The sequence below is a fragment of the Anaerobacillus sp. 63XJN7_5_ISO-PGPR-S23-430 genome (assembly GCF_056173695.1).
In genome coordinates, this window is sequence record NZ_CM149686.1 from 3616661 (window position 1) to 3634273 (window position 17613).

The window sequence follows — 17613 nt, forward strand, 5'->3', positions numbered from 1 at the left end:
AAAAATTCGACGAACAGCTAAGGCTGCTTTGTCGAATTATTAAACCATTGAAGAGACTTGTAATTGATTAATGGTGGGCCGACCTATAGAGATATAGTGTAGTGGATATTTCGCCGTATCTTCTAATGAATAACAATTCCTTCCGTCTATCACAATGGGAGAAGTCATTCGTTTCACATATACATCTAAATCTAGCTCTTTAATTTCTTTCCATTCTGTTATGATGAGTGCCGCATCTGCTCCAGTTAAAACCTCTATTAAGGATTCTTTAAAGATCACTTCTTTAGGCAAGTGGCCTTTAGCATTCGATATCGCAATGGGATCATAAGCAAGAACTTCTGCTCCTTCTTCTACTAAAGAGCGAGCAATTGGGATAGAGGCCGCCTCACGCATATCGTCTGTATTAGGTTTGAAAGCTAAACCGAGTAACGCTACTCTTTTCCCTTGAAGTGGTCCAACTACCTCTTTCGCTTTTTGAATAAGCTTATTTTGCTGAGTATTGTTGACCTCGATAACAGATTTCAACAACTGAAAGTTATGTTGGTTATTACCTGCAATTTGTACTAGAGCGTTTGTATCTTTTGGAAAACACGAGCCCCCATAGCCAATCCCAGCTTGTAGGAATTGATCCCCAATTCTCTTATCCTTTCCCATTCCAAGAGCCACATCATCTACATTTGCCCCAACTTTTTCACAAATAGCTGATATTTCATTTATAAAGCTTATCTTCGTTGCTAGAAATGCGTTAGACGCATATTTAATTAGTTCAGCGCTTTTCCGATCCGTATGATAAATTGGAATGCCAAAAGGCTGATTAATGTCTTCTAATACTGCGGCGGCTGTTTTATTCTCTGATCCAATAACAATTCGATCTCCATGAAACGTGTCATATACAGCTGAACCTTCTCGTAAGAATTCTGGATTTGAAACAACTTCTACTTTAATGTTCGACCTTAACGTTTGCTCAATCCACTTTTGTATCAGTTCATTTGTTCCTACGGGGACCGTACTTTTCGTTACAACGATACTATCCTGCTGAAGTGATGTCCCAATATGTCGGGCAGCTTGCTGGATGTATTGAAGGTCGGACGTTCCATCAGATCGTTGTGGTGTACCGACCGCAATATAGATCACGTCCACCGTTGCCAATGCTTCCTGATGAGCTGTTGTAAAGTGAAGCCGATCATCCAATAAATTTCTTTTCATTAACTTCTCTAAATCAGGTTCGAAAATAGGCGAATAGCCGTCAGTCATCATCGCAATTTTCTTGTGGTCGACGTCAACGCACGTTACTTGATGGCCGATTTCAGCTAGGCATACTCCTGTTACTAGACCGACATAACCGGTACCGATGACAGCAATCTTCATCTTATATCTCCTTTCTCTTTCATCTATTTTCTATTATAAGTGAGCAGAAATAATTTCAGATCCCCTTCACTCGATCAACACAAAATCTTAATATTTCTTTGGAAAACCACTCCCTATTATGCACGAAATTCGGTATGATAGGGACTAAACTGCTTAAGAAAGAAAGTGGAAAATGCATGAAATGGTTCGGTAAGCGAAAATGGTTTAGCCTCGCACTCTTAATGATGATCATACTTTTCATCTCCTCTAATACCCCTTATCAAAAACAGGATATGAAACCGTTCTTTAAAGGAATGATTTCGATCCAAGAAGAGGATTTACCCCCAATTGAATTCACCTATGATGGTGCACTTGTTACACCTTCAGCGCCATATCAATATGTTGAATTTTTTCTTAGGAAAGGAGCCCATGTTGCCTCGTTCGGTTTACTAGCTTTTTTATGTATCATGGCATGGAAAGAAAGCAATCGAAAAGCATCCCTTATCCTAGGCTCATTAACAGCTTTTCTCTATGCATTATTTGATGAATACCATCAAAGTCTCGTTGAGGGTAGAACGGGACATTTAATTGATGTGCTTGTACCAGATTCATTAGGTATAGTGCTTACGTTTATGGCCTTTGTCATCATCTCACAAAGAAAAAGTAAAGCTGCACGCTGAAAAGCCCCGCTCAATTTGCGGGGCTTTTCAGCGAAATTATAGAAAGTTAAAGATCCTGTCTCGCCTCAGAGGACTGTGATTTATCGGTCATTTGCTCTTCGTTCTCAATATCTTTCCCCATCCCTTTCAAAAAAGTGATTAGAATGGTTAAAGATCGATTAATCTCCGGATCTTTTAGTGCGCGAAGAAGACTCAGATAGCTAGTCTTCTCGTTGTCTTCAGAATGCTCAGCAACATTCTCAATACCTGAGTTTACCTTTAAAAGCAATGGCTCAAGATCCTGAACATTAATCTTTCCTGCTGCTCCAAAGAGAAGCATCAGATTTTTTAACGCCGTTGTATTTTCCGGAACATTTAATAGATCGACGATGACCTTCAGAACGCGGTCGCCTTCTCCAAAAAGACCGTTTAAAAGCGTTAAGATGCCTCGATCTTTCATCCCACCTACAACGCTTAATGTTTCAAGAAGGGCATCTTTATTTTCAATCAAAGCATCTTCAATCTCTCTAAGATCACTCGCGCGTTTCTCTTCTTCAGAAACTTCAATACGTTTGATTTGCTTAATGGCTTTTGCCATAGTTAATGCCCTCCTTTTTCACCATATCTCCAGGGAAGAGATAATCTTTTCTAGCCCATTTCCGCTCAACCATGACCCCTTTTTGAGGCTGTGGATTTCCATAGCGATGATTGATCTTTGGAAGTGGTGAAGTCCCTTTGTCTTTCAAAATTTCCATCTTCGCTTTCACTTCTTTATAAACAGGCGTGTCAGTATCTTTATCCGCCTTGCTACTTGTAAGTAAGTTAATCGCCGCATCATCTTGATCATTTAGCGGAATGTATACTTCTTTTCCTTGCACACGGTCTGTTACAAGACATTTAATCTTAACAGCTCCATATGGTGACACAAGTCTAACTAACGTTCCGTCAGATAACCCTCTTTCTTCTGCTAATTCAGGAGAAACTTCAACGAACGTACTTGGTGTTTTCGATTTAATGCCTTCATTTCGATACGTCATATTTCCTTCATGAAAATGCTCTAGCAAACGCCCATTATTAACATGAAGATCGTACTGCTCATCGTACTCGAGTGGTTTTGTCCATTCGACTGGGAATAGTCTTGCTTTTCCATCCGGAAACGGAAATTCTTCTGTAAAGAGTAGTGGTGAATCCGTGCCATCTGCCGCAACTGGCCACTGCTGACTCTTATATCCTTCAAGACGTTCATAAGAAACCCCAGCAAACATGTCAGCAAGCTGAACAGCCTCAGCCATAATGTCACTCGGACTGTCATAATCCCAACCTGCTCCCATTTCGTTTGCGATTTCCATGATGATTTTCCAGTCGGGTTTCGAATCACCAAGTGGTTCTAGTGCCTGATAGAGACGTTGAAAACGGCGTTCCGTGTTTGTAAACGTTCCTTCTTTTTCAAGGCTTGGACTCGCTGGAAGTACGACATCTGCAAACTGCGCTGTCTTCGTAAGGAAAAGATCTTGCACGACGAAGAAGTCTAGCTTCTCAAATGCAGCGTGAACATGGTTAATGTTAGAATCGACAATTCCCATGTCTTCTCCTTTTAAATACATCGCTTTTAATTTTCCTTCATGAATATGTTCGACCATTTCATGATTATTTAAGCCGACTTCTTCAGGAAGTGGCGTTCCCCATGCTTTTTCATACTTATCACGCACTTTTTGATCGGTCACATTTTCGTAACCAGGCATTTTATCAGGCATGCTTCCAAAGTCACTCGCACCCTGGACATTATTATGACCTCGAAGCGGATAGGCACCTGCTCCTGGTTTGCCATAATTTCCAGTAACAAGGAGTAAATTTGAGATGGCAGTACTCGTATCTGACCCGCCACTATGTTGTGTGACGCCCATTGCCCATAGCGCTACAGTTGTCTTTGCTTCATGGATCATTTCAGCGATTTGGATTAATTCCGGCTCTTTAATCCCTGTTACTTCAGATGCATAGCTCATAGTGTACTTCTCAAGACTGGCGATATAGTCATCAAGACCATTCACGCGATCCTTCAAGAAAGCCTCATCAGCCCACCCCTGATCAATAATATACTTCGTTACGGCAGAGAGCCAAACAAGATCAGAACCTGAAGAAGGACGAATAAATAAATCAGAGCGTTCAGCCATTTCATGTTTTCTCAAATCGGATACGATGAGTTTTTGACCGTTCAATTTATTCGAACGCTTTACCCTTGTTGATAAAACAGGATGAGATTCCGAAGTGTTCGATCCAATAACAATGACAAGCTCAGACATTTCGATATCTTTTATCGATCCAGCATCACCACCGTGGCCTACTGTACGGAATAACCCTACTGTTGCTGGAGTTTGGCAATAGCGAGAGCAGTTATCAATGTTATTTGTTCCAATGACACTTCTTCCTAGCTTCTGCATTAAATACGATTCTTCATTTGTACACTTGGAAGAACTAATAAAGGAAAGAGCATTTGCACCATAATCTTTTTTCACCTCAAAAAACTTTCGGCTAATGAGTTTAAGTGCCTCTTCCCATTCTGCTTCTCTAAATGAATCACCTTCTCGAATAAGTGGTTTTGTTAAACGTTCTTCACTATTCACGTAATCCCAGCCAAATTTCCCTTTTACACAAGTAGAAATCCCGTTCGCTGGAGCTTCTACTTGTGGCTCTACTTTTAAGATATCTCTCCCTTTTGTCCAAATGTCAAAACTACATCCTACACCGCAATACGTACATACGGTTTTTGTTTTTTTAATTTCATTTTCACGCATGGACGATTCCATATCAGATATCGCAAGAATAGAATTATACCCAGTTTCCACGTTTTTTGTTAATTCGATCATAGGGCGAAGCGCATCCTGTTGAATACCAGTTAAAAAGCCAGCCTCACCTTCCATGCCTTTCTCCATCATGGCATTACAAGGACACACGGTTGAGCAATGTCCACAAGAAACACAAGAAGATTCATTAATATCAACGTCATTATCCCAGATGACGCGCGGACGTTCTCTCTCCCAATCAATTGTTAACGTCTCTGTTACCTGCACATCCTGGCAAGCTTCGACGCAGCGTCCGCAAAGAATACACTGATCTGGATCGTATCGATAGAAAGGATTTGAATTATCAACAGGGTCTGGTTTTTGTTCAAAAGGAATCGCCTGATGATTCATCTTCATTTGTTTCACCGTATTATGTACTTCACACGTGCCGTTATTGTAATCACAGACAGTACAATAAAGCTCGTGATTATGAAGAATACGATCCATTGCAATATTCTGAGCTTCCTTTACGTGAGAAGCTGTTGTGTTAATGCTATCTCCATTTGAGAGAGTCGTTGAACAACCTCTTACAACTTCTCCGTTTACTTCCACCATACATGTGTCACAAGTTTCGATAGCTCCAAGACTTGGATGATAACATATGCTCGGCAAGTCTAGATTATGATCATTAAGTGCTTGAAGCACACTTTTCTCACTTGAAATCTGTTCACTTTTACCATTAATCGTTACATGGATGGAATCCGACAAATGACATCACCCTTTATCATAATTTTCAGTATTACTAATTATTTCTTTCCCTACTTATTATTGGTTTAGACAATATTTTCTAAAAAATATTTATTAACCTATTAAAATATTTAAATGCTCTTGCTTTTCGTAAGATATTAAGGCTTCTAGTGTTGATTATCACATTTAAGTAAAATCAAAAAAACACAGCTCATATCGAGCTGTGCTTCAGTTGATTTTTTAAATGATGGAGAAAAGAATCTTTCATTGGTAAATCAACTTTTCCAGTTACGCCATCCACCATATAAACTTCTCTTCTATTTCCTTTGATATAGCCTACCCAATAAGGCAAATACAGTTTGGATGGTTCCTCTAAAGAAATGTTGATCTGTTTTTTCTTTTTTTCTTTTCCAAACGCTTCCCAATATAACGCATGTTTTGCTTTATCTGGATCTGGAGAACAATGGGTAAACATTTCCCCAGGAACCTTCCCTTCTTTAAGAGGGTAGTCCACTGGTAGAATAGCTGCTTGTTCAGAGATTGACTCGATTGCAATTCTTCCGGTAATTCCTTCTTTTAATGAGGTTGTTTTTAGATGATACTCATACATCCAAAAAGGGAGATAAACGAGTTCACTCGATTCAATCCTTTTTTTATTTTCAACGATGCGCAGCAGCAGACTAGAGGTATATTGTTTCATCGCTTTCAAAGCTTTCTGCCGATCAATTGTTGGTTCAATATAATAAGTCATCTTCTATAACCTCCTTTAGATCAGGTCTATGAGATAGAGCACAATCATAACGACAACGAAATACCCAACTAAATAAATCGGCCATCTTGACGTACGGCGTTCTTCTTCAATTTCTTCATCACTTAGAGACGACGCTGCTTCAGAACGTGCTTTTAACACTTCTTGTATATCGTCATCTAAATCAAACAGCGTAAGCCCTGCTAGTTTCTCAGCTTTAGGTTTTGCTCCAATAAAGCTAACAACATATCCAACCCCTACTGAAACAATCGCCCCTACGAAATTATTGTATAACCATGATACTTCAGCAAACTGAGTAACGCCCCAAACAGAAAGCATCCCCGCTATAATACCAGTCACTGCACCTACGCCGTTTGTTCGCTTTGTAAAAATGGCGAGGATAAACACACCCAGAAGTGCACCATAGAAATAGGAGCCTATCTTATTTACAGCTTCAATAACCGGACCAAGATTAGCTGCAAAGAAAGCGAAAATTGTTGCGTAAATTCCCCAAAAAATTGTAGCCCATCGCGATGCTTTTAAATAATGCTGATCCGATGCATTCTTTTTAACGAATTGACCATAGAAATCTCGAATCGACACGGCTGACAATGAATTAAGAGCAGAGTCCAGGCTAGACATAGCGGCTGCAAACACCCCTGCAATAATAAGACCCGAAATTCCTGCTGGTAATTGGTTTACAACGAATAGTGGAAATAGTTCATTCAAGTTATCAACATTTGGGTCACCAAATGTTTGATAGAATGCAAACAAAAGTATACCGATAAAAAGGAAAAGCAGCATTTGCGGGATTAATAGAACTCCACTTAGAACGAGTGAAAGTTTACTTTCGCGTATTGACTTACTTGTTAAAACACGTTGAATTTGACTTTGGTCTGTTCCAAAGTAAGCAGCATGAAGGAAGAAGCCGCCAATCACACCAGCCCATACGCTATATTCAATGGAAAGGTCAAAGGAGAAATTGAGCGATTGGAGCATACCTGCGTCTGAAGCGCTGGCAAGAATACTAGTCATTCCGCCCGGAACTTTCACTAAAATAACTACGATACTAATAGCCGCACCTAACCATAATACGAACATTTGGATTACGTCAGTCCAGATAACGGCACTGATCCCACCAAGCACGGTATATGATACCGCTATCACAGCCATTAAAATAATCGTTATCTTAATATCCCATCCAGTTACAACGGATAGTACTAATGCTGGGGCATAAAGAACGACACCTGTCGCAAGTCCTCGAGCCACTAAGAAGAGGGCGGCGGATAATGTTCGTGTTCCCGTTCCGAAGCGTCTCTCTAAATACTCATAAGCCGTATAAACTTCTGCTCGATAGAAAAAAGGGACAATTGTAGCGATAAGAAAAGCCATTGCAAGCGGCACATTAATAAACGTGTTAATGCGCTCTAGTCCACCTTCATATCCCCAACCAGGTGCACCTATAAATGTGATCGCACTCGCTTGTGTTGCCATAACTGAAAGCCCGATTGCCCACCACGGAATGCTTCTTCCGCCAAGAAAGTAATCCTTTGTCGTGTTTTGATTCTTTCCAAAACGCGCTCCAAACCAAGCAATCCCAAGAATATAAACAACAAGAACCACGTAATCTAGCATTGTGAATTGGCTCATTTTCTATTCTCCCTTCCCCTCATTAATCCATTGATAAAGCGTCATAAAGCGCTTGCTTGCACGGTACAATAACTCTGGTCCTCGAGTCATGGCTTCTTTCAATTCCATTGGCTCATCAATAATAGGTAGAACGGTCATAATGCCCATCTCCCTATCTTCTAGAATCGTAGAAGTACCAGCGAAAGCGATCGCAGGAACATTAACAGATTTAGCTAGCCGAGAAATACCCGAAGGCACTTTACCATATAACGTTTGGGCATCTAGCTTTCCTTCTCCCGTAATCACTAAGTGACTCGACTTCATTTGTTCTTTTAAACAGCTATGCTCAGCAAGTAAAGAGAAGCCGCTCATAAAAATTGGATCTAAGTAGGCTAGTAGGCTAAAACCAAACCCGCCAGCTGCTCCGCTTCCATCGCTGTTCTCCAGATTCATGCCAAATTTTTCACTCACTCTATTCGCATAGTTTTTCATTCCAGCTTCAAATCTACTAATATCGTTTACACCCTTTTGTGGACCGAACACAGAAATAGCGCCTTCCTTCCCAAGTAAAGGATTCGTTACATCAGACGCTACTACAACTTCTACGTCATTCAGACGAGAATCTAATGCTGTAAGGTCGATAGAAGAAATACGAGCAAGAGATGCTCCATCTGTCTTTATTCTTTCACCTTTCTGATCGAGAAACCGAACCCCGAGCGCTTCAAAACAACCAGTTCCTGCATCAACAGTTGCGCTACCACCTAAACCGAGTATGATTTTTCGTGCCTTCTTATTCAGAGCATGCTCAATTAACTGTCCTGTCCCATAAGTAGAGGCTTGATGCGGATCGAGTTCACTTTCTTTAAGAAGAGGGAGACCTGAAGCAGATGCTGTTTCAATAATCGCAGTAGATGTTGATTCTAACCAACTATATGTCGCCCTAATTGGCCGGCCAAGAGGATCACTGATGCCTTCAACGGCGATCTCTTGCCCATTAAGAATAGTAGCTAATGCATCTACTGTTCCTTCTCCACCATCTGCCATTGGTATGAGAATCGTTTCTGCATCAGGAATAACTTCCTTTATCCCACGATTAATGGCGTGGGCGGCATTAAGACTACTCATAGATCCTTTAAAAGAATCAGGAGCTATAACGATTCTCATTCACTCACCTCCGATGTTGCACACACCCAAAGAACTTCATAAGGAGATAACGTTATATTCGAAGAAATTTCACACTCGGAAATGAGATCGAAAGCAGTACCATCAAAATAAAGATCAAGTATTTCTCGTTTGAGCGTAACGGTGTCATCCGAAACATTTGTAATCGCTACAACTCTGTCTCCCGTCTGTTCATTCGTACGAACAACAGAGAAAATGCGCTGATCCATTTCCAACACTTCTTGAGAAGCATTGGGATGAAAAGCTTTAGTTGATTTGCGCGTTCTGATAAGCTTCTTAAGATCATTGAAAACTAGATTCCGTAAGCTTCCTTCCTTTTGAAGTTCATCTTCAAGCGTTGATCGTGTTAGCTTCTCTCGATTAATCGAGCGGTATCGTCCTGTTTCATCGACGCCACTTTGATCATTTTGAGAGCCTAGCAAACTATGAACGTAGATACCAGGTACGCCCATCAATGAAAGCAGGACTGATTGAGCTGCAATAAACCGCTTTGCCTTTTTCTCATTCGATTCTCCATTATTTGAAATCGCATCTAAATAATTAATGTTCAATTCATATGGACTCTTTGTTCCATCACCATTATTTTTATAAGATACGTAACCACCATTCTCTTGAACTTTATCCGCCATTCTCTGCACTTCAGATGCTGATAGGATACCTTCTACAGGTCGAACACCTACTCCATCATGGGAAGCTAAAAAGTTAAAATAAGTGGTTGTTTCCGTAGTAGCTTCAAGGGATTTGGCCCATTTCGTTAACTCCGATGCATCGCCAGTTTGAAAGGAATGGAGCGTCAATGGAGGTAAAGGGAATTGATAAACAAGATGGGCTTCGTTTGAACCGTCCCCAAAATAACTAATGTTATCTTTATGGGGAACGTTGGTTTCTGTAATTACGATCGTTCCCGGTGCTGCTTCTTCAAGTACTTCTCTCATAACCTGCACTAGCAAATGAGTTTCCTCCAGGTGAATCGATGTCGTACCTAGTTTTTTCCACATAAAGCCAATCGCATCTAATCTTAAAAAGCGTGCTCCTTTCTCAACATAAGTGAGAAGAATATCAAGGACTTCAAAGAGCACACGATCACTTTCGTAATTTAAATCAATTTGATCTTCACTAAACGTCGTCCAAATGTGCTTCTCTCCATTGTTCGTTTCAACTTTTGTTAAAAGAGGAAGTGCGCGAGGACGCGTCACTTTGCTATAATCCGCTTCAGGATCAGCTTCAATAAAGTAATCCTGATAAGCCTCGTTTCCTTTCAAATATTCTTTAAACCAATTACTTTCACTTGAAATATGATTTATAACAGCGTCAAACATTAGATCCGTTTGATTAGAAAGCGCTTGAATATCGTCCCAATTACCAAGCTCTTCATTTATTGTTTTATAATCCATTACTGAAAATCCGTCATCGCTCGTATAAGGATAGAAAGGAAGAATATGCACCGCATTGATTTCATTAGTAAGGTGATCAGATAAAAATTCTCGAAGCGTTCTAAGAGGAACTTCCCCCTCTTCTTTTATAGAATCACCATAAGTAATCATCATAATATCTTTTTCATCTACCCATTTTTTCTCAGGCTCTATTTGCTTTCGCTTATATGATTTAATTAGTTCCATTACTTCAGATGTCACAGAAAGCGCTCTTTGTTCTCCGTATAGTCGCTCTAACTTGTTGTATATGCTCCCTTGAATTGATGTTCTCATCTGTTATGCCTCCCGAATTATGTTCTACTATTAGTTTATTAAATCTCACGAAAGCTTTCTATGTTACAGAGAACTAAAAAAATGCGTATTACACATATGTTTTTAGTACACATAATAAAAGACACTTTTTTCAAAGTGTCTTTTACGTAGGGTTGGATTTATAAAAAGCAAGAGCTACTTGCAGAAGAACAGCATCCTCATAATTTCTAGGGTCATATCCAGTAAATTCACTAATTTTCTTTAAGCGGTACTGAAGAGTGTTCTTATGGATATATAAATCACTCGATGCTTTTTGAATGGAGCCATTTGCTTTATAGAAAGCTTCAAGCGTTTCAATCATTTGATCTTTTTTCTCTAATTGTTCTAAAGGGAGAACCCGTTCAACAAAATCTAATCTCACTTCTGGGGCGAGATCATACACAAAAGATTCAATGCCAAGTTGATCATAGAAAAACAAATTACTCTGCTTTCTGGAATGAAGCAAGGCTTTCTCTGCTTCTTGTACAGACCTTGATATTTCTCGTGGCGTTGTATACATCCTTCCAATACCCGCAGCCATTGTGAAGGGGTAAGAAGATTCGATAGCTTGCTGGATTTGTTCCAGTCGAAATTGAATCTTTCCTTTACGATTCACCTCGGCCACTTGATCATTAACGGATAATAAAAGAATATAACGTGTACTTCCTGTTGGTATGATCACATGCTGACTATTGGGTGGAAACCTCGATTGAATCTCTTGAAGAATATCTCGACGAAAACGCTGAATTTCAAGTTCTCCTTTAACATCAGCTTGGTAGCTTGATAATTTATTATAAATAAGATCATTCATCCCGATCATATCAAGAATGACAGCGACTCTCGGAATATGGACATTGATGCCAAGAATCCATCCTCTTGATGCAAATAATTTATCATTTTCCCACTTTCCATCGATCCATTCATCAATAAACGCTTCTTTCGCTCGATCTTCTAGTTCGAGCTGTTCATCAAAGTAAGCTTCCTTTACAAGAATTTCAGTCATTTTTTGGATTACCTCGCCCATCTGTTTGATTTCTTCAGGGGCTCCGGTAATACCGATCACACCAATAATCTGGTCATGCAAAAAAACGGGGAGGTTTATGCCTTTTCTCGTTCCTTCTAACTCATCATCCTCTTCGATCACTAAACTTTGTTGCCGTTGCAGAACATTATAGGCTCCTTCATGGAAGTGCCCGATACGATTTGGATCAGTACTAGCAATAATTTTTCCTTCACTATCCATAAAATTAATATTGCGACTAATGATCCTCTCTGTTTCTTCTACGATTGATTGAGCTAGCGGAGGTGAAATAATCAACCATTGTCGCCTCTTTTCTGTTTGATTAGCGGTAAAGGTATCGCTTAAGAAAAAAATATCTAATAAACAAAACCTTACATGAATGCTACTACTATTTCCATGCTTTCAAGCTGTTTTAGTGATGGAAGAATTTCTAATATAAAAAACGGGCAGCTTCTTACCCGCTGACCCGTTCTTCTAAATTCTTTACACCTACACTAACGTTAAGCGTGTGAGCTCCGCCGATATATACCCCTTTTAGAGGAGAAATATCACGATAGTCTCGGCCTACTGCAATCCGAATGTGCTGTTCGCGAGCTACGGCATTATTCGTTGGATCAAGGCCAATCCAGGCTAGGCCCGGCACTTTTACTTCAAGCCACGCATGAGTTGCCGCGTCCCCACGGTAAGCGGAATTCTCCCCAATATAAATATATCCACTAACATAGCGAGCTGGAATTCCTCGATGCCTACAGAGCGCAAGCATTAGATGAGTATAATCCTGACAAACGCCTGTACGATGAGTGAGAATTTTTTCAGCGGTCGTTTCAACATTTGTGGCTCCTGACACGTACTCCATCGTGTTATAAATATGTTCATTAAGCTTCACTGCGAAGTCAAGTTCATCTCTAGCATTTGCCCAAAGCTCTCGCGTTTCTTCTTCCATCACGTGCTTGGAGATTGTCGTATAATCCGTTTCGATCATATATTCGGCATGTGCTTGCTTAAAAGATTCTGAATGAAGTTCAGCTAGCTGGTTATCCGTAAGTGGTAAAGTAACATCCAGCGCAAGTGGATGAATTTCAATCGTTGAAATCGTTTCAATTTCAAGATCTTGATGTTCACCCCATAGATAGAACGTTTCAACATAGTTGCCCCAATAGTCGGTATGTCCGTAAGTCTTACTTTCAGGTTGGATGCGAACGCGATAGTCATGAAGCGTTTGTTGCACATCATGAAGTGGTCGCAATCTGAACTGATTAATACTCTGCCTTACTGGCAGCTCATAGTGATAAGTGTTCGTTTGGGTAACTTCATATTTCATGGTATCACAACTTCCCCCAGGTAGTAGGTTTTCGTAATGTGCATGCCGATCGTCATACATCTGTGTTGAAAACTCTGAAGAAACGCATGAGCTCCTTGATTCAAAATTTCTTCGATTGAAAAATCATAAAGATCATTGGCAAGGTGCTCGAGCTCTTGTGCAAGTGATTCTGAATAATGTTCGACATGACCATCTTCAAGCGCGACAAATGCATTTCGCACTTTTTGAATACAGTACATCATTGACCTCGGAAACTCAGCATTTAAAATGAAAAACTCAGCGACATTGCGACTTTTAATCAACGGTCGATACGTTTTAATGTAAGCTTCATGTCCACTCACAGATTGAAGAACTGACCACCAGTGATGATACTCCACAATTTCTGTATTCTGGTAGCTCTCTAAATTTTTGTGATAATAAACATCTAATATGCGAGCTGCCTTCTCAGCTCTTTCCAGGTGTTTACCCATCTCCATGAAAAGATAAGCATCTCCTCGCGGCATTGTTGCTTCAACAATCCCCTGAAATAGAAGAGATTCCTTCTTAACAAATTCACAAATATCGCTAACTTCTTCCATCGTCCATGGCGTGTGGCTTTGTTGCTTTAATTTTAAATAAAAAGAATTAATACTTTCCCATAGTTCATTGGGAATAATTTCTCGAACAGCGCGTGCATTTTCCCTAGCAATAGTTATTGTATTGAGTACTGAATTAGGATTTTTTCCTGAAAACAGTAGAAACTCCATCACATTTCGATCCATCGATCGATCATGTTCTTCATCAAAAACTTCTTGAAATCCGCTTATTTCAATCAGTTCATACCAGTTCTGATTCGTCTCTTCGATTGGATTGGCATTCTCAAGACGACTCGTTAACTTAACCGCGATCAATCGCGCATTATTCTCTGCTCGTTCGACATTTCGGGTTAACCAATAAAGCGAATCAGCTACTCTGCTTAGCATGGTTGTCACTCCCCCCCGTTACAATTGGATTCTCTTCTAGTACCCACGTATCTTTCGCTCCGCCTCCTTGTGAAGAATTGACAACAAGAGACCCTTCCTTGAGAGCGACACGTGTTAACCCACCAGGAAATACGTGAGTCTTCTCTCCACCAAATATAAACACGCGAAGATCAACGTGACATGCAGCAAAGCGGTCTTCTTTAAATGCTGGGAGGCGAGATAATTTAATTGTCGGTTGAGCAATAAATTCAGATGGATTTTTTAAAATTTGCGCTCGATAGGCTTCAATCTCCTCTTCCGTAGCATGAGGACCGATGAGCATGTTATAACCGCCTGAAGCGTTCGTGTGTTTGACGACTAACTCTGACAAATGATCAAGAACATATTCCAACTGATCGTCATATCTCAGAAGATATGTATCGACATTTTTCACTAGTGGCTCTTCCTTTAAATAATAGCGAATCATATCAGGAACAAAATGATAGATCGCTTTATCATCGGCAACTCCATTACCAATACCATTTAATATCGAAACATTTCCCGCACGATACACATCAATGAGCCCTGGAACCCCAAGAAGCGAATCTTCACGAAATTCCAGTGGGTCAAGAAACTCGTCGTCTATTCTACGATAGATCACATCTACCTTCTTCAATCCACGAGCAGTTTTCATAAACACCTGTCGCTCCCTCACAACAAGGTCTCTGCCTTCTACGAGTTCAATTCCTGTTCGCTGAGCAATAAAAGAGTGGTCGTAGTATGCTGAATTATGAACACCAGGTGTTAATAATACAATCGTCGGTGATGTGCTATCATCAGGAGCAAGCGAGGCCATTGCTGAGTGAAGATATGAAAATTGCTGTTCAAGAGATTGAACAGAATATTGATTGAAAAATTCAGGGTAAACTTTTCTCATTACATAACGGTTTTGAAAAACATAAGAGAGGCCAGAGGGATTACGAAGATTATCTTCTAGAACGCGATACTCCCCATTATCATCCCGAATTAAATCAATTCCTGCCATAAAAATATGCTGCCTTCTCGGAAGATCAATCCCTGCCACTTGTTCGAAAAAATGCTGGCAATTGACGATCAGATCCCGTGGAATAATGCCGTCTTTAAGAATGTTTTGTTCGTGATAGACGTCATCAAGAAAAGCATTGAGCGCATCAAATCGCTGCATGAGTCCTCGCTCAAGATGTTGCCATTCGTCTGGTGGAATTATTTTGGGAACAAAATCAAATGGCATTGTCCGTTCTGTACCCTCATTGTCACTATAAACGGTAAACGTAATGCCCTGGCGAAGAAAATCGCTTTGCGCTAGTTCATACCTCGACTGTAATTCTTCCGGAGCTACCTCGTTTAATTTCTCATGGAACGGTTTGCAATGTCCCCTTGGTTTCTTGCCTTCTTCAAGCATTTCATCAAAGTAACCATCTACTTTATACGAATGAAACATCAGCACTCCCCCTCCACTATTATAAGATCACTTATTAATTTTACCATTTTTCTAACTATTCTAACAAATTTCAAGATAAAGCATCGAAATCCCTCTATTTAAGACACTCATTCAAATAAAAATAGCAATGTTATCTCATGATGTTGTTTTCTCGATTTTTGAATCATCCATGTGAAAGGTCATCACAGAACGTAAATGAGTAAAAAAAAGAACAGCATGAGCTGCTCTTATCAAAAGTGGATTTCACCCTTTTACTGATCCCGCAAGTAATCCTTTTACAAAAAACTTACCTAAGAAAATATAAACGAGTAGAGTTGGCAGTGCAGCAAGGAGTGCACCTGCCATTTGTACATTCCATTGAACGATTTGACTGCCGGATAAATTCTGAAGAGCAACCATAACAGGTTGTTGATCAGATGTTGTGATCGTGACAGCAAATAAAAATTCATTCCAGATGTTCGTAAACTGCCAGATTGCGACTACAACAAACCCTGTAATTGATAAAGGCATCATGATGAAACGGTAAATTCCGATAAACCCTGCCCCATCTATTTTGGCAGATTCAATCATCGAATCAGGAATGCTAGCATAGAAATTGCGAAACATAAGTGTCGTAATCGGAATCCCATACACAACGTGAACAAAGATAAGCCCTGCAATAGAATTATATAATCCGATTTCTCTAAGAAACTGAATGAGCGGGATAAGGATACTTTGATAGGGTATAAACATTCCGAACAAAATAACCGTAAATAGCGTATTTGCGCCTTTAAACTTCCACTTTGAAAGTACGTAGCCGTTAAGTGATCCTAATAACGCTGATAGCAATGTAGCTGGGATAACAAGATAGAAACTATTTAATAAGTTTGGAGCAAGCTTCGTAAACGCTACTGAATAACTACTAAAATCAAGTGTTGAAGGTAACTGCCACATTTGACTTAAGGTCACTTCTTCAAGAGGCTTCAGGCTCGTTATGATCATGACGTAAACTGGCATTAAATAAAAGCATGATAAAGCAATAAGGAGAGCATAAAGAAGCGGACGGGTGATCGTTCTAATCGCCATCAAGTTTCCCCCTTTCGACTCGACCACAGATATGGAACGATAAAGATAGCAACAGCGAGAAGCATGACCACAGCAATGGCTGCTCCGTTTGCGTAATAATTACCACGGAACGTCGTTTCGTACATATATACACCTGGAACATCGGTTACAAAGTTCGCTCCAGGACCTGTCATTGCGTAAATCAAATCGAAAATTTTAAGTGAAATATGAGCCATAATAATAATGACACTAACCGTAATCGGGCGAAGGATCGGCATGATGATTTTCCAATATACTTGGAATTCATTCGCTCCATCCATTCTCGCTGCTTCTCGCACTTCTTCAGGCACCCCACGTAAACCGGCAAGATACATGGCAACAGAGAAGCCCGTCATTTGCCATACTGCAGCAATCACAACGGCAATCATCGCTACCGGAATCCCGAATTCAATCTTTCCCCATCCAATTGCAGGGAAAATGGTTGTATCCGTGTACCATTTTGAATCAAGACCAATCTTTTCAAGAAATAGGTTAACACCTGTCGAAGGGTTTAATAGCCATTGCCAAACTACACCCGTTACAACAAACGAAAGCGCCATCGGAAAGAAAAAGATATTTCGAAAGAGTGACTCCTGCTGGATTTTTTGATCAAGAAGAATGGCAAGAAACTGCCCCACCACAATCACGACTAGAATGAAGAGAATCGTAAAAAATAGTGTATTTCGTAAGTCAGCTTGAAAACGAAAATCACTAAACAAGTAGATGTAATTTTTCAATCCAACAAATGAAAAGTCTGGTACAAGTGAATTCCAATTACTCAAAGAGACATAGCCAGTCCATCCGATAAAACCATAAACAAAAACACCTACTAATAGGATGGATGGAATAAGGAATGCAATGGCGATTATGTGATCTTTCGTAAGTGAACGTCTTTTTCGAGTTGTTACAGCTTTAACAGATTGGTTTATCATTGTTTCAGTCTTCATCCTC

General features: G+C 40.0%; 14 protein-coding genes. 1 reads left to right on the top strand and 13 read right to left on the bottom strand.

The features are described 5' to 3' along the window. Positions 1-39 precede the first annotated feature (39 nt). Entirely contained in the window at positions 40-1368 is a 1329-nt protein-coding gene (locus tag AC0VYJ_RS18880; RefSeq protein WP_475365879.1) for a UDP-glucose dehydrogenase family protein, read from the bottom strand. Between the two features lie 176 nt (positions 1369-1544). On the opposite strand from AC0VYJ_RS18880, the gene AC0VYJ_RS18885 reads away from it, so the two are divergent. Next, entirely contained in the window at positions 1545-2027 is a 483-nt protein-coding gene (locus tag AC0VYJ_RS18885; RefSeq protein WP_475365880.1) for a VanZ family protein, read from the top strand. Positions 2028-2073: 46 nt separating this feature from the next. Here AC0VYJ_RS18885 and AC0VYJ_RS18890 read toward each other — a convergent pair whose 3' ends face one another. The 12 genes from AC0VYJ_RS18890 to AC0VYJ_RS18945 all read right to left on the bottom strand — a co-directional run bounded on the left by AC0VYJ_RS18890 (position 2074) and on the right by AC0VYJ_RS18945 (position 17609). Continuing rightward, positions 2074-2604: a helical membrane plugin domain-containing protein gene (locus tag AC0VYJ_RS18890; RefSeq protein WP_430245797.1), complete on the bottom strand. Its 531-nt coding sequence runs from the start codon at positions 2602-2604 to the stop codon at positions 2074-2076. Beyond that, positions 2588-5554: a formate dehydrogenase subunit alpha gene (fdhF, locus tag AC0VYJ_RS18895; RefSeq protein ID WP_475365881.1), complete on the bottom strand. Its 2967-nt coding sequence runs from the start codon at positions 5552-5554 to the stop codon at positions 2588-2590. The genes AC0VYJ_RS18890 and fdhF overlap by 17 nt, the downstream gene beginning before the upstream one ends. 190 nt (positions 5555-5744) lie before the next feature. Continuing rightward, positions 5745-6284 (bottom strand): hypothetical protein, encoded by a 540-nt coding sequence (locus tag AC0VYJ_RS18900; RefSeq protein WP_430245794.1) that lies wholly within the window; start codon positions 6282-6284, stop codon positions 5745-5747. Positions 6285-6299: 15 nt separating this feature from the next. After that, the gene (locus AC0VYJ_RS18905) at positions 6300-7931 is read right to left on the bottom strand and encodes a sodium:solute symporter family protein (protein ID WP_475365882.1); all 1632 of its coding nucleotides are present in this window, start codon (positions 7929-7931) and stop codon (positions 6300-6302) included. 3 nt (positions 7932-7934) lie between these two features. Next, positions 7935-9074, bottom strand: coding sequence for a glycerate kinase family protein (locus AC0VYJ_RS18910; protein ID WP_475365883.1), 1140 nt, complete (start codon positions 9072-9074; stop codon positions 7935-7937). Further along, positions 9071-10798, bottom strand: a complete 1728-nt coding sequence (locus tag AC0VYJ_RS18915) for a sugar phosphorylase (RefSeq protein WP_475365884.1) — start codon at positions 10796-10798, stop codon at positions 9071-9073. Before AC0VYJ_RS18915 ends, AC0VYJ_RS18910 begins: the two co-directional genes overlap by 4 nt. 142 nt (positions 10799-10940) lie before the next feature. Beyond that, the gene (locus AC0VYJ_RS18920; protein ID WP_430245788.1) at positions 10941-12134 is read right to left on the bottom strand and encodes a CdaR family transcriptional regulator; all 1194 of its coding nucleotides are present in this window, start codon (positions 12132-12134) and stop codon (positions 10941-10943) included. 157 nt (positions 12135-12291) lie between these two features. Beyond that, positions 12292-13158, bottom strand: a complete 867-nt coding sequence (locus AC0VYJ_RS18925; RefSeq protein WP_303534152.1) for a transglutaminase family protein — start codon at positions 13156-13158, stop codon at positions 12292-12294. After that, positions 13155-14120: an alpha-E domain-containing protein gene (locus AC0VYJ_RS18930; protein WP_475365885.1), complete on the bottom strand. Its 966-nt coding sequence runs from the start codon at positions 14118-14120 to the stop codon at positions 13155-13157. The genes AC0VYJ_RS18925 and AC0VYJ_RS18930 overlap by 4 nt, the downstream gene beginning before the upstream one ends. Next, entirely contained in the window at positions 14101-15579 is a 1479-nt protein-coding gene (locus tag AC0VYJ_RS18935; RefSeq protein WP_475365886.1) for a circularly permuted type 2 ATP-grasp protein, read from the bottom strand. The genes AC0VYJ_RS18930 and AC0VYJ_RS18935 overlap by 20 nt, the downstream gene beginning before the upstream one ends. A gap of 243 nt (positions 15580-15822) precedes the next feature. Further along, entirely contained in the window at positions 15823-16644 is an 822-nt protein-coding gene (locus tag AC0VYJ_RS18940; protein WP_475365887.1) for a carbohydrate ABC transporter permease, read from the bottom strand. Beyond that, positions 16644-17609: a carbohydrate ABC transporter permease gene (locus AC0VYJ_RS18945; RefSeq protein ID WP_475365888.1), complete on the bottom strand. Its 966-nt coding sequence runs from the start codon at positions 17607-17609 to the stop codon at positions 16644-16646. Before AC0VYJ_RS18945 ends, AC0VYJ_RS18940 begins: the two co-directional genes overlap by 1 nt. Between the last annotated feature and the right edge of the window lie 4 nt (positions 17610-17613).